Origin of the sequence: Uruburuella testudinis (assembly GCF_022870865.1) — a bacterium.
Taxonomy (GTDB): domain Bacteria; phylum Pseudomonadota; class Gammaproteobacteria; order Burkholderiales; family Neisseriaceae; genus Neisseria; species Neisseria testudinis.
The window spans coordinates 2,760,527-2,773,937 of sequence record NZ_CP091508.1; the positions used below are offsets into that span (position 1 = coordinate 2,760,527).

At 48.2% G+C, this 13,411-nt stretch carries 12 protein-coding genes and 1 pseudogene; 9 read left to right on the forward strand and 4 right to left on the reverse strand.

The genetic code is table 11. The annotated features are described in order from the left end of the window. Nucleotides 1-15 precede the first annotated feature (15 nt). From LVJ83_RS12625 to dnaJ, 8 genes are all read left to right on the forward strand, one after another. The gene (locus tag LVJ83_RS12625) at nucleotides 16-1,185 is read left to right on the forward strand and encodes a nucleotide sugar dehydrogenase (RefSeq protein WP_244785012.1); all 1,170 of its coding nucleotides are present in this window, start codon (nucleotides 16-18) and stop codon (nucleotides 1,183-1,185) included. Between the two features lie 121 nt (nucleotides 1,186-1,306). Then, nucleotides 1,307-2,800 (forward strand): glycosyltransferase family 2 protein, encoded by a 1,494-nt coding sequence (locus tag LVJ83_RS12630; protein WP_244785013.1) that lies wholly within the window; start codon nucleotides 1,307-1,309, stop codon nucleotides 2,798-2,800. Further along, on the forward strand, nucleotides 2,800-3,636 hold the full coding sequence (kdsA, locus tag LVJ83_RS12635) for a 3-deoxy-8-phosphooctulonate synthase (RefSeq protein ID WP_425316007.1): 837 nt from the start codon (nucleotides 2,800-2,802) through the stop codon (nucleotides 3,634-3,636). The genes LVJ83_RS12630 and kdsA overlap by 1 nt, the downstream gene beginning before the upstream one ends. Nucleotides 3,637-3,765: 129 nt before the next feature. After that, nucleotides 3,766-4,644, forward strand: coding sequence for a UTP--glucose-1-phosphate uridylyltransferase GalU (gene galU / locus LVJ83_RS12640; RefSeq protein ID WP_244785014.1), 879 nt, complete (start codon nucleotides 3,766-3,768; stop codon nucleotides 4,642-4,644). Between the two features lie 256 nt (nucleotides 4,645-4,900). Further along, the gene (gene galE, locus LVJ83_RS12645) at nucleotides 4,901-5,917 is read left to right on the forward strand and encodes a UDP-glucose 4-epimerase GalE (protein WP_244785015.1); all 1,017 of its coding nucleotides are present in this window, start codon (nucleotides 4,901-4,903) and stop codon (nucleotides 5,915-5,917) included. A gap of 146 nt (nucleotides 5,918-6,063) precedes the next feature. Beyond that, entirely contained in the window at nucleotides 6,064-8,127 is a 2,064-nt protein-coding gene (locus tag LVJ83_RS12650) for a capsular polysaccharide biosynthesis protein (protein WP_425316008.1), read from the forward strand. Nucleotides 8,128-8,173: 46 nt separating this feature from the next. Continuing rightward, the gene (locus LVJ83_RS12655) at nucleotides 8,174-9,475 is read left to right on the forward strand and encodes a capsule biosynthesis protein (protein ID WP_244785016.1); all 1,302 of its coding nucleotides are present in this window, start codon (nucleotides 8,174-8,176) and stop codon (nucleotides 9,473-9,475) included. Between the two features lie 137 nt (nucleotides 9,476-9,612). Next, complete coding sequence (gene dnaJ, locus LVJ83_RS12660) at nucleotides 9,613-10,746, forward strand: molecular chaperone DnaJ (protein WP_244787785.1); 1,134 nt, start codon at nucleotides 9,613-9,615, stop codon at nucleotides 10,744-10,746. A gap of 166 nt (nucleotides 10,747-10,912) precedes the next feature. Here the strand turns inward: dnaJ and LVJ83_RS12665 are convergent, their stop codons facing one another. Together LVJ83_RS12665 and LVJ83_RS12670 are read right to left on the reverse strand one after the other, a co-directional pair. Continuing rightward, the gene (locus LVJ83_RS12665) at nucleotides 10,913-11,290 is read right to left on the reverse strand and encodes a hypothetical protein (RefSeq protein WP_244785017.1); all 378 of its coding nucleotides are present in this window, start codon (nucleotides 11,288-11,290) and stop codon (nucleotides 10,913-10,915) included. A 344-nt stretch (nucleotides 11,291-11,634) separates the two neighbouring features. After that, a complete protein-coding gene (locus LVJ83_RS12670) occupies nucleotides 11,635-12,099 on the reverse strand; it encodes an ASCH domain-containing protein (RefSeq protein WP_244785018.1) in 465 nt (154 codons plus the stop codon). Between the two features lie 51 nt (nucleotides 12,100-12,150). Between LVJ83_RS12670 and LVJ83_RS12675 the strand changes: the two genes are divergently transcribed. Next, nucleotides 12,151-12,444 (forward strand): hypothetical protein, encoded by a 294-nt coding sequence (locus tag LVJ83_RS12675; protein WP_244785019.1) that lies wholly within the window; start codon nucleotides 12,151-12,153, stop codon nucleotides 12,442-12,444. A gap of 111 nt (nucleotides 12,445-12,555) precedes the next feature. On the opposite strand, the gene LVJ83_RS12680 is transcribed toward LVJ83_RS12675, so the two are convergent. Together LVJ83_RS12680 and LVJ83_RS12685 are read right to left on the reverse strand one after the other, a co-directional pair. Next, nucleotides 12,556-12,918 carry an OmpA family protein gene (locus tag LVJ83_RS12680; RefSeq protein WP_280515239.1) on the reverse strand — a complete coding sequence of 121 codons (363 nt, stop codon included), beginning with the start codon at nucleotides 12,916-12,918 and terminating at the stop codon, nucleotides 12,556-12,558. Nucleotides 12,919-12,942: 24 nt separating this feature from the next. After that, nucleotides 12,943-13,383 (reverse strand): annotated as a pseudogene (locus tag LVJ83_RS12685) (outer membrane protein assembly factor BamE); the annotation flags it as partial. Nucleotides 13,384-13,411: the final 28 nt, after the last annotated feature.

A 13,411-nucleotide genomic window follows, 5' to 3' on the forward strand; every position in this document is an offset into this window, starting at 1 on the left:
CATGAGTGTAAAAATATGACAATTACTATTACTGGAACAGGCTATGTTGGCCTTTCTAATGCCATCCTGCTAGCACAACATAATCAAGTCATTGCATTGGATATTGATGCTGCTAAAGTTGCTCTCTTGAATAATCATCAATCTCCAATTGTAGATGCGGAAATTGAAGATTTTTTGATAAACAAGCCTTTAAATTTTCAGGCAACATTGGATAAACAATCGGCTTATGCAAATGCTGATTTTGTGATTATCGCCACACCCACAGATTACGACCCACAAAGCAACTATTTCAATACCCAATCGGTGGAAGCGGTTGCACGGGATGTATTATCGGTTAATCCAAATGCACTGATGATAATAAAATCAACCGTACCAGTGGGCTTTACCGAACGTTTAAAGCAGCAACTAGGTACAAAAAACATCATTTTCTCGCCTGAATTTCTGCGCGAAGGCAAGGCGCTATATGATAATCTTTATCCAAGCCGAATTATTGTCGGCGAACGTTCGGCACGGGGTCAGCAGTTTGCGGACTTACTGAAATCGGCGTGCTTTAGAACTGACGTGGAAGTATTACTCGTAGATAACACGGAAGCGGAGGCCATCAAGCTGTTTTCCAATACATATTTGGCAATGCGCGTGGCCTATTTCAACGAACTAGATACTTATGCTTCTGTCCATGGCTTAAATACGAAGCAGATTATCGACGGCGTTTGTTTGGATCCGCGTATCGGCAGCCATTATAATAATCCGAGTTTCGGTTACGGCGGCTATTGTCTGCCGAAAGACACCAAGCAACTGTTGGCCAATTATCAAGATGTGCCTCAAAACTTAATCAATGCCATTGTGGAGGCCAATCGCACCCGCAAGGATTTTATCGCCGAAGATATTCTCAAGCGTAATCCGAAAACCGTGGGCATCTACCGCCTGATTATGAAAGCGGACTCGGATAATTTCCGTGCATCTTCCATACAGGGTATTATGAAACGCTTAAAAGCCAAGGGCATTGCTGTCATTGTGTATGAGCCGGTATTACAGGAAGTGGAATTTTTCCACTCTAAAGTAGTCAATGATTTGGCTGAATTTAAAGCTGTTTCGGATGTGATTGTTGCCAATCGGGTAACCGATGATTTGCAAGATGTGCTAGATAAGGTATATAGCCGTGACTTATCCGGCTCTGATGCCTAAAAACGCTACAAAACTACAGATTAGATTTGGAAGGAGCCCCATTTAATTTGTCTTAAAACTGATTAAATGTTTGATTATACATTCCCTATCTATGTTAGCCCTTCAACCAAGGAACCGTTTTTTGCTGTATTTATTCAGACAATTGCACCGCAAGCAACAAATCCACAAAGGTAAATTTTTGCCGATTGCGGCTTATACCCACCAATCAGGTCATGAATCTGCGTGGTTGGGCTATGCTTACTATCGCCTCTGCATGTATCAATCGGCAGCAGCACTGTCTTATCAAGGCCGCAATTGGAAAAACTGGCTGGCATATATTGTGTCATTGGCAGCTTGTGGGCAGCGTAAAAAAGCGCGTCGAATAACTTTCAAACTGCTGAAAACACGCTTGTTCGGCCGCAAGCAAAAAATTGCCTTGGCAGATTCTCTGGCTCCGTTTGCGCCGGTATTGGCGTTGGCAATCCTAGAGCAAGTGGATAAAAAACCGCCCGCACTTTATGCTGCCTTATTGCTGCGTTTGGGTAGAAAGGCGGAAGCACAGGCCGTTTTAACTGTAGCACTACACAGCCGCTGGATACAGCAAAAACCCGAGCTTTACCTGCTGGCAGCTAATGCAACAGAGTGTTCGCCGCAAAAGCAGCTCAATTATGCCAATCAATTTACTGAAGCTTATGGCTTGGACACCATACACTTAAAAAACAACGGAAAACCATTTGCCGCCTGCAATCTTGCCTGTCATACAACAGGGGCAATAGATAATGGCCCGTTAGTTACCATCTTGGTTACTGCTTTTCGCAGTGCAGCGCGTATCGGTTATGCATTGGATTCTCTATTGCAGCAAACTTACCGCAATATTGAAATTATTGTGGTAGACGATGCCAGCGATGATAATACCGGTGCAATCGTTCAAACAATGGCCGTTCAAGATATGCGCCTACGCTATCTCAAGCTGCCTGCGAATATCGGTACATTCGCAGCTAAAAATATGGGAATCCGCTTAAGCAGAGGTATATTTGTTACCTGCCATGACTCTGACGATTGGGCGCATCCGCGTAAAATTGAGTATCAACTACAGCCGTTACTACAAAACCCTGCACTGGTTTACACCACTTCTCAATGGTTACGAGTTCAAGATAACGGCGAATATTATGCCCGACCCGTGCATCCATTAATGCGACTTAACCCGGCTTCGCCCTTATTTCGCAAAGAAATTGTATTGACAAAAATGGGAGCATGGGATTGGGTACGCACTGGTGCCGACAGTGAATTTTCCGAGCGCCTGAAACAGGTATTTGGGGCAAAAGCATCAGTGCAAATTAAAAAACCTTTAACTTTTGGTGCACATAGGCCAGACTCTTTAATGACGGCACCTGACACCGGCTATGATGCCCATGGTATTTCTGAAACACGCCTGGCTTATTGGGAGGCTTGGCGCAACTGGCAGATTGCATGTTTTGCCAAGGGCAAGATTCCGAAAATCCCTTCAGACGGCCTCACACTCCGCCCCTTTCCTGTGCCGGAAAAAATAATGATTGACCCTGAGAATCTGCAATTATGTGAAAACCACATCCTCAGCTTGGTAAACAGCCAACCTACATCAATCGGAACATACTGATGAAACTGAACAACCTCACCATTTCCAACAATGCCCCCTTCACCCTCTTCGGCGGCTTAAACGTCTTAGAAGACCTCGACTCTACCCTCTACGCCTGCGAAAAATATGTAGAAGTTACCAATAAGCTAGGCATTCCTTATGTATTCAAGGCGTCGTTCGACAAGGCCAACCGCTCTTCCATCCACTCTTATCGCGGTGTGGGTTTGGAAGAGGGCATGAAGATTTTTGCGGCGGTGAAAGAGAAATTCGGCGTGCCGGTGATTACTGATGTGCACGAGCCTTACCAATGCGAGCCGGTGGCTGAAGTGGTGGATGTGTTGCAATTACCGGCGTTTTTGGCGCGCCAAACTGATTTGGTGGTAGCGATGGCAAAAACCGGGCGCGTGATCAATATTAAAAAACCGCAATTTCTTAGTCCATCGCAAATGGCTAACATTGTGGAAAAATTCAAAGAAGCGGGTAATGCTCAGCTGATTTTGTGCGAACGCGGTGCCAATTTTGGCTACGATAATCTGGTGGTGGATATGCTCGGTTTTGGTGTGATGAAGAAAACCTGCGGCGATTTGCCGATTATCTTTGATGTTACCCACTCTTTGCAACAGCGTGCTTCGGGTGCATCGGCATCGGGCGGCCGCCGTGAGCAGGTATTGGATTTGGCGCTGGCGGGTATGGCCACGCGTTTGGCAGGTTTGTTTTTGGAAGCGCATCCGAATCCGGATAAAGCCCGTTGCGACGGCCCCAGCGCCCTGCCGCTGGATAAGCTGGAAGATTTTCTGATTCGGGTAAAAGCGGTAGATGATGTAGTGAAATCATTTAGTCAACTTGAAATCCAATGATTATTAAAAGTTTGATAAACAATCACTGAATACTAAGCTTTATTAATTTTCAACTACTTAACAACGCTGACTAAATCTTGATTACATCTAAATTTTAAGTTACCGAAATAATAGCTCGAAGGAAAATAAATGAAACAAATCAAAAAAGCTGTCTTCCCCGTAGCAGGTATGGGTACCCGCTTTTTACCAGCGACCAAGGCTAATCCGAAAGAAATGCTGCCGATTGTCGATAAGCCATTGATTCAATACGCGGTTGAAGAAGCTGTTGCTGCCGGTTGCACAGAAATGGTATTTGTAACAGGGCGCAGCAAGCGCAGCATTGAAGATCATTTCGATAAGGCTTATGAGCTAGAAACTGAATTGGCTCTTCGTAATAAAAACAAGCTGCTCAAGCATGTGCAGGATATTCTGCCGCCTGAAATTACTTGTATCTATATACGCCAAGCTGAAGCCTTGGGCTTGGGGCATGCTGTATTGTGTGCACAAGCTGCCGTAGGAAACGAACCCTTCGCAGTAATTCTGGCCGATGATTTGATTGATGCACCACAAGGCGGTTTGAAACAGATGGTGGATATCTACAATCAAACAGGCAACAGCGTATTGGGGGTTGAAATGATTGATCCTGCTCATACTGCCTCTTATGGTATCGTAGAAACGGAACAACTGCGTAACTATACCCGTATCACCAATATCATCGAAAAGCCAAAACCTGAAAATGCACCTTCGAATTTGGCAGTGGTGGGCCGCTACATTCTCACCCCTCGGATTTTCGAATTGCTTACCGATCTGCCCCGTGGAGCCGGTAATGAAATCCAACTTACTGACGGCATTGCCCGTTTATTGGATCATGAGTTTGTATTGGCACACACCTTTGATGGTAAGCGCTATGACTGTGGTAGCAAAATCGGCTACTTGGAAGCAACTCTTGCCTATGGCTTAAAGCATCCCGAAACCGGTGAGCAATTCAGTGCTCTACTCAAACAATATGCAGAAACGTTAAGCAAATAAGTTCATATTCATTTGAAATATTACTTCAGCCTGCTTTAATACTTCTTTTGTATTTTTTCTACATTTTTTGGTGGGGAAAATCTGCATACAGTTTCAACATTCGATTGCTAAAGCAAGGTAGTAGCCAAATTTATCAGGGCCATTGATTCATTGCATATTCAAAGCGACTGCAACAAATTCGCTCTATGATTAATTTGTAAATTGCAACCCTGCGTTTCAACCACCATGAAGGCTTTTGTTAGGATACGATTTTATTATGACCATTCTTGTTACCGGCGGCACCGGCTTTATCGGCTCTCACACCGTTATTGAGCTTATACGGGCCGATTATGATGTGGTGATTTTGGATAATTTGTGCAACTCTTCACCTAATATTCTGCCGCGCCTACATCAAATTACCGGATGTAATATCCCTTTTTATCAAGGTGATATCCGCGACCGTAGCATCTTAAAAGAAATTTTTTCCAAACATGAAATTTCTACGGTGATGCATTTTGCCGGCTTAAAAGCCGTTGGTGAAAGCACGCAGATGCCGGTTAAATATTACGACAATAATGTGGTCGGCAGCCTGATTTTGGCCGAAGAAATGGCCGCCGCCGGTGTTTTCAATATTGTGTTCAGCTCATCAGCTACTGTGTATGGCAATCCTGAGCGCACACCGATTACGGAAGACATGCCCACCGGCGGCACCACCAATCCGTATGGCACCTCCAAATATATGGTCGAGCGTATTTTGGCCGATATTCAAAAAGCCGACCCGCGTTGGAGCGTGATTCTACTGCGTTATTTCAATCCGGTTGGTGCTCATGAAAGCGGGCTGATCGGCGAACAGCCAAACGGTATTCCCAACAATCTGCTGCCGTATGTCTGCCAAGTGGCTGCGGGCAAGCTGCCTTATCTGTCGGTGTTCGGCGATGACTATCCAACACCGGATGGCACCGGGGTACGCGATTATATTCATGTGGTCGATTTGGCCAATGGCCATCTGAAAGCTATGCAGGCAAAAAGTAACCAAGCCGGTGTGCACACTTATAACTTAGGCACCGGTAACGGCTATTCGGTATTGGAAATCATCCGCGCATTCGAACAAGCTTCAGGGCTGCATATTCCCTATCAAATCCGCCCGCGCCGGCCGGGGGACATTGCCACCTGCTTTGCCGACCCGGCTTACACAACGGCACAAACAGGCTGGCGGGCCGAACGAAACCTGCATCAAATGATGGAAGACGCATGGCGCTGGCAAAGCCAAAACCCTGACGGATATCATCAATAAAGGCTTCTTTAATATTGCATCCTTATCAAAGGCCGTCTGAAACTTTTCTATTTCAGACGGCCTTTGTTTTTTTATCGAATTTACTCATACCCAAACAATATTGCATGTTAAAATAGTCTACCATTTATCTGTTAATCAAACCACTTGTGAACACAGCCCTTATTTTCTCCAACGGCATCTGGCGTATTGCGCACCTTGCCGCTTTTTTGCCGGAATATCATTTGCAAAAGGCACGTGCTTCGGCGCCCGACGATGCAGTGGTTATCGGCTGGGGTTTGCGCCCTTCCACACAAAAAGCCCGTGCTTATGCCAAGCGGCACGGGTTGCCGTATATTGCACTGGAAGATGGTTTTTTACGCTCGTTGGGTTTGGGGGTGGCGGGCTGGCCGCCGTTTGCTTTGGTGCATGATGATTTGGGTATTTATTACGATACCACCCGCCCTTCCCGTTTGGAGCAGTTGATATTGGCGGCAGACAAGATGCCGTCTGAACAACTGGCTGAAGCTGAACGGGCCATGGCTTTAATCGTGGCAGACAAGCTTTCCAAATACAATCATGCGCCCGATAACTCATATAGGCCGTCTGAAGCCGGAAAAGACATTGTATTGGTTGTCGATCAAACGTTTGGCGATATGGCGGTGCAATATGGCGGGGCGGATGCGGCCTCGTTTGAAACAATGTTTCAGACGGCCTTAGCTGAAAACCCCAATGCAGAAATTTGGGTCAAAACCCACCCCGATGTATTAAGCGGCAAAAAGCGCGGCTATCTTACCCGGCTTTCCTCACAAGCAGAAAATTTGCGCCTGCTGGCTGAAGACATCAATCCGATTTCACTGCTGCAACAAGTAAGCAAAGTCTATTGCGTTACCTCGCAAATGGGTTTTGAAGCACTGATGTGCGGCAAGCCCGTGACAACATTCGGCTTGCCGTGGTATGCCGGTTGGGGCGTCAGCGACGACCGCCACCCCCAAGCCGCAGATTGGCACAAGCAAGGCCGTCGTGCACCGCGCACACTGCCGCAGCTGTTTGCCGCCGCCTACCTGCAATACAGCCGCTATATCAACCCCAACACGGGCGAACCGGGCACGGTGTTTGATGTTATTGATTATCTGGCCGCCGCCCGCCGGTTAAACGAAAAACTGCGTGGCGATTTATATTGTGTGGGCATGTCGCTGTGGAAGCGGGCGGTGATGCGGCCTTTTTTCAATGTGCCCTCATGCCGCCTGCACTTTGTTTCATCATTGAAAAAGCTGCAATCGGCACGGCTGCCCAAAAATGCGCGTCTGCTGGTCTGGAGCCGCGGCAACGATGCCCTGATTGATTTCGCCCACCGGCAAAAACTGCCGCTGCTGCGCATGGAAGACGGTTTTATCCGCTCGGTGGGTTTAGGCTCAAACCTGGTGCCGCCGCTCTCATTGGTGGTGGATGATATGGGCATTTATTTCAATGCACAAACCCCTTCCCGCTTAGAACATATCCTGCAACACCACCATTTTACCGCGCAAGATCTTCGGACGGCCTCAGCCTTGCAAACTGCACTCACAGAAGCCGCCATCACCAAATACAACGTTGGCGGCAACAGCCTGAGCCTGCCCGACACCGATCAAAAAATCCTACTCGTGCCCGGCCAGGTTGAAGATGATGCCTCTATCCGCTACGGCTCACCAAAAATTAATAAAAATCTCGACCTGCTCAAAAAAGTGCGCACGCTCAATCCAGATGCCTACATTGTTTACAAACCGCACCCCGACGTGGTGAGCGGCAACCGCACCGGCCATATCCCTGCCGCACAAAGCCGGCAGTTTGCCGACCAAGTGGCCTCAGAATGTGACATTCTCACCTGTCTGCAACAGGCCGACGAAGTGCACACCATGACTTCGCTGACCGGCTTCGAAGCGCTGCTGCGCGGAAAACACGTGCATTGCTATGGGCAGCCTTTTTACGCCGGCTGGGGGCTCACCCACGATTACCTGCCCCACCCGCGCCGCACCCGCCGGCTGAGCTTGCAGGAACTAATTGCCGGCACACTCATCTATTACCCGAGTTACATTCACCCCGACACAAGGCGCATGGTCGATGCAGCCAGCGCCATTACCATTTTGAAGCAGCAAAAAAAGATGCTGAAAAACAACAATCCGCTACACCGCAGCTGGCTAAGCAAGCAAACCGGCAAAATAAAGCAGCTGTATTTGTCGTTCAAACAATCTTAAATGTTATATTTACACATTACTGCAAAAAAACGATAACAAACCCGCCATGGCCAAAACCGAACCCATTAAAAGCTATCTGCAAGAATTAGCCGACACAGCCAACCGTATCCTGCTGCTGCAAGGGCCGATCGGCCATTTTTTCAGCGACTTGGCCGACTGGCTGCAACAGCGCGGCAAAGTCGTGTTCAAGCTGAATTTCAATGCCGGCGACACCCTGTATTACCCCGAAACCCGGCCGAACACTTTTACCTATACCGATACCTTTCAAAACTTCCCTGAGTTTTTAGCCGCCTTTATTGCCGAACACCATATTCAAGCCATGGTTTGCTTCGGCGACACCCGTCCTTACCATATGGCAGCCAAAAAGCTGGCCGACCGGCTCGGCAACGTGAGCTGCTGGGCATTTGAAGAAGGCTATTTCCGCCCCTACTTCATTACTTTAGAAAAATGCGGCGTTAACGCTTATTCGCCGTTGCCGCGCGATGCCTATTTTTTTACCAAAGCCTATCCGCGCCTGAGCGAGCAAGAATACCGCGACCCGATGCCGGTGCCGGCAGGTTTCTTACCAGTGGCCAAACACGCCATCCGCTATTACGTGGCCACCTATCTGCACCGAAACCGCTACCCAAACTATATCCACCACCGCATTACCGATATCGGCCACTACGTCAAACTGTGGACACTCTCGGGCCTCAAACGGGTCAATTACGTTTTCCAAGACCGCCATTTCGCCAAACAGACCGAAAACGGCAAATACGGCAAATTTTTCATCCTGCCGCTGCAAGTATTCAACGACAGCCAAATCCGGATGCACAGCGATTTTTCATCTGTGCGCAACTTTCTGCTGCACGTGCTGACTTCATTTGCCGCCCACGCCCCGGCCGACGTCAACCTGATTGTCAAACACCACCCAATGGACCGCGGTTTTATCGATTATCAAAAAGACATCCGCCACTTCATCAAAAAACACCCCAAGCTCAAAGGCCGCATTTTTTATGTACACGATGTGCCGCTGCCGGTATTTCTGCGCCACGGCATCGGCATGGTAACCCTCAACAGCACCAGCGGCCTTTCCGCACTGATTCACAATATGCCGGTAAAAGTAATCGGCCGCGCCCACTATGATATCCCCGGCATCACCTTTCAAGACAAACTGGCTGATTTCTGGGTGCGCCCCACCCCGCCCGACCGCGACTTATTTCATGCCTACCGCATGTATCACATCAACGTTACCCAAATCAACGGCAGCTTTTACAGCCGGGTCAACTTTCCCGATGATGATAATAAAGCATTCAGGCCGTCTGAAACCCGCCGCGCCACCATGCAAACCGACAAAGCAGCCGGCTGAAAGCAGCCAGCCGGCTTATGGGCACAACTACCAGGCCGTCTGAAACCCACACAATAAATCTGCGCCCGCCCCTTGAGTTTTCCGCCGCCGCCCACACTTTTACAGGCAACTTTAATAATCCGTTCCAACATACCACTATGAGCAACAAAGACTTTTACGAAACCCTGGGCGTGGCCCGCAGCGCCAGCGATGACGACATCAAAAAAGCCTACCGCAAGCTGGCCATGAAATATCATCCCGACCGCAATCCCGACAACAAAGAAGCCGAAGACAAATTCAAAGAAGTGCAAAAAGCCTACGCCATTCTTTCCGACAAAGAGAAAAAGGCTGCCTACGACCAATACGGCCATGCCGGTGTCGACCCCAATATGGGCGCAGGTGGTTTTGGCGGATTCGGCGGCGGCTTCAGCGGCGCACAAGGTTTTGATTTTGGCGATATTTTCAGCCAAATGTTTGGCGGTGCCGCAGGCGGCGGCCGTCAGCAAAACTATCAGGGTGCCGATTTGCAATATGCCGTAGAAATCAGCCTCGAAGAAGCCGCCAAAGGCATTAAAAAACGCATCACCATTCCCACTTACGAAGAATGCGATGTCTGCCACGGCTCCGGCGCCAAGCCCGGCACCTCGGCCAGCACCTGCTCCACCTGCCACGGCTCCGGCACCATCCACGTGCGCCAGGCCATTTTCCAGATGCAGCAAACCTGCCCCACCTGCCACGGCAGCGGCAAAGAAATCAAAGACCCCTGCATCAAATGCCGTGGCGAAGGCCGTGTCAAAACCAGTAAAACAGTTGAAGTGAATATTCCCGCCGGCATCGACGACGGCCAACGCATCCGCCTTTCCGGCGAAGGCGAGCCCGGCCAGCACGGCGCACCCGCCGGCGATCTGTATGTGATTGTGCACGTTAAAGAGCACAAAACCTTTGAGCGCAACGGCTTGGATTTGCATTGCGAGCTGCCCATCAGCTTCACCACCGCAGCACTCGGCGGCGAAGTCGAAGTGCCCACACTTGATGGAAAAGTCAAACTGAATATTCCCAAAGAAACCCAAACCGGCCGCCGCATGCGCGTCAAAGGCAAAGGCATCAAATCCCTGCGTTCCAGCGCCATCGGCGACTTATACTGCCATGTTGTGGTAGAAACACCGATTAACCTGACTGAGCGTCAAAAAGAGCTGTTGGAAGAATTCGACAAAATCGCCACCGGCCTCGACCGCTCGCAAACCCCGCGCCAAAAATCATTCTTTGACAAAGTGCGCGATATCTTCGACTAAGCATTTCAGACGGCCTCAAGCAGCATCTTCAATAAAGGGCACACATCAACGTGTGCCCTTTTTATACCCATTCACAAAAATAACCTAACAGCGTTGACTCGCCTTGCCGTACTATTTGTACTGTCTTCAGCTCGCCGCCTTGTTAGCTTACTTTTGTGAATGGGTATTATTGGCAGCAAACCCATCTGCTTTTCTGCCCATTCGAAAGCCTTTGCAAAACTCCTGTTGCCACACCCACAATCATCTGAATAACGCCATCCCGGCACAGCCCGCAAGCCATGCCCGGCCCGCACATATCGTGAAATATAAAAACAGCAATTGAATCACTGATTTTTTTAAATAAAACCAACTGTTTTAAAAGAGAAATTAATAAAAAATTTTCAGCATTAAAATTACCAAATCTATAATATTGAACGTGTGTTTGGAATAAGAAAATACCAAAAAAGAGCAGCCGATTGATAGCAAACTGCTGTTTGTATAAACATAAAAAACACAAGAATACTATCGTTAAATTCAAATCAATTGAATACAAAAAGCTGAGCAAAGATCATCCATGCACACAGGCAGGCATAGCGGCGCAGTATTTTTATACGAGCCAGATAATCACCTGCCTGGCGGGTTGCCGGACAGCAAATTTTATCCGGCTGTATTTGTTTGGTGTTGCCGCATTCGGTTGGTACTGTAGCACCCTGTTCCCTTCCCGTCCCAACGGGAGGGTTAGGGTGGGGGTAAAATCGTGAAGGATTTTATATCTCATAGATTATCTTATCCCAAATTCACGTGATTTAAAGTGCCACGCTATTAAGAATTACCAGTCATACCAATTCCTCCAAAACAAACAAAAAAAGCAGCCATATAGGCTGCCACCATTAAAAACCGTTACCGGCTTTAATCATAATTCAAAACAATACTTTTTTCTGTCGGCTGTTTTCCTGTCGCAAATTGCACAGCATCAGCAAAAAAATCATAATTTTCACCAACAAATTCAATTTCATTTTCGTCAATATCAAACAATCTTAGCTTACCATTCACGGGCTTTAGGCAACAATGGCGGATATTTTCTAAAAACCAGCCATAAACACCGCTCTCAATGCTGTCAACAAATGCCGCATCTTGATTGTCTGCGGTATCTTCTATTTGGCGAACATCCACCAAATCAGCCACACACATCATCACACCGGCAGGCAATTGATGATATCGACCATCAACAACCGCCCAAGCATCTTTTTCACTCTTAGACGAACAAATCAATATTTGCCCGCGATAATCGGTTGACCAGCTACGCAGCTCAATTGTTTTTTCGCCGCCTCCGATCAAAAACGCCCATGGCTGTTTTACACTCAATGCTTTCATAGCACGCCTATGTTATACTAAGTACACTATACTATTATACTTAATATAATTATGCAAGATAAAAACCAACTTTTTCTCGACTTATTACAAGCTGCCGAAATGACACAGGCTGATTTGTCGCGCACATTTTCAATCACTACCGCAGCAATCAGCCGTTGGCATAAAATTGGCGTTCCCAAGTACGCCGCTGCTTATCTCAAGCTTCACGCCGAAAATATTCGGCTCCGCAAGCAAATTGATGAAATGCAAAAAGCCCACAAAGCCTGCTTCTCGTGTGCATTGATTCCCATCGACCACTTTCTGCCGTCAATTGATTTGAATTGCACGACAGCACAAAAGGTTTGAATGCTCAGCTGCCTACCGTAATTTGCGGCGCTATCGCCATACCGGCTCAAAAATAAAAACCTTCTGCATGCAGAAGGTTTTCAGACGGCCTAAATCGCCAATCAAATCAGATTATTGCAATACACCCGAGCCGTCTACTTCGATTTCCACACGGCGGTTGGGTTGCAGGCAGGCGATCAGTGCTGTGCGGCCGAGATCGCTGCTGCATTCCTGCACCGGCTGCGCCTCACCCATGCCTTGGGCGCTCATCACACCGGCGGGCACACCGCGTTGAATCAGATATTGGCGCACGGTTTCAGCACGACGCTGCGACAACGCCAGGTTATAGGTGTCGCTGCCCAAACGGTCGGTATGGCCGACGATGCGGATGGCGCGCAAACGGTCAAAACGTTTAACCTGAGTGGCAAACTCATCCAACCTGGCTTTACCGGCAGCATTCATATCGGCAGCACCGCTCTTGTCGAATGCAAACAACGCATCGGCAGCAATGGTAAAGCGTTGGGTTTGCTCATTGGGCGAGCTGGGCGGGCATACCGCTTCGGCAGGATCCACCGCACGCCAGAAAAAGCTGCGGGTGAACTTATCTTTGTCGTAAATTACCTTGAATTGGCAAGTGGTCACATCATTGGTGCCTTGGCCGGGCGTGTGGAAGTGAAACAGATAATCCCATTCGCGCACATTAAACATACCTTCATCATAATGCGGGCGGCCGATGAGCTTATAAAGCTCGTCTTTAGTCATGCCTGCTTTAACATTCGCCAATTCATCAGCAGTGGGGAACGTGCCGCGATCATTGTTAAACGTTACCGAAAAAGGCTCGGGAAACACCGGCTCGTCGGTGGTGCCGTCGGGTTTGACATTGCTCTTGGTTGCACAAGCAGCCAACAGGGCGGCAGCCAGCAAGGATAAACCGATTTTCATCATTTGATTTGCTTTCATAATTATTCCTTTATATGTTTCAGGTGGT

Bases quoted from the DNA above. Each gene is read 5' to 3' on its own strand.
- kdsA (WP_425316007.1), top strand. From the start codon at position 2,800: ATGAAACTGAACAACCTCACCATTTCCAACAATGCCCCCTTCACCCTC.
- LVJ83_RS12675 (WP_244785019.1), top strand. From the start codon at position 12,151: ATGCAAGATAAAAACCAACTTTTTCTCGACTTATTACAAGCTGCCGAA.
- galU (WP_244785014.1), top strand. From the start codon at position 3,766: ATGAAACAAATCAAAAAAGCTGTCTTCCCCGTAGCAGGTATGGGTACC.
- LVJ83_RS12625 (WP_244785012.1), top strand. From the start codon at position 16: ATGACAATTACTATTACTGGAACAGGCTATGTTGGCCTTTCTAATGCC.
- galE (WP_244785015.1), top strand. From the start codon at position 4,901: ATGACCATTCTTGTTACCGGCGGCACCGGCTTTATCGGCTCTCACACC.
- LVJ83_RS12655 (WP_244785016.1), top strand. From the start codon at position 8,174: ATGGCCAAAACCGAACCCATTAAAAGCTATCTGCAAGAATTAGCCGAC.
- dnaJ (WP_244787785.1), top strand. From the start codon at position 9,613: ATGAGCAACAAAGACTTTTACGAAACCCTGGGCGTGGCCCGCAGCGCC.
- LVJ83_RS12670 (WP_244785018.1), bottom strand. From the start codon at position 12,099: ATGAAAGCATTGAGTGTAAAACAGCCATGGGCGTTTTTGATCGGAGGC.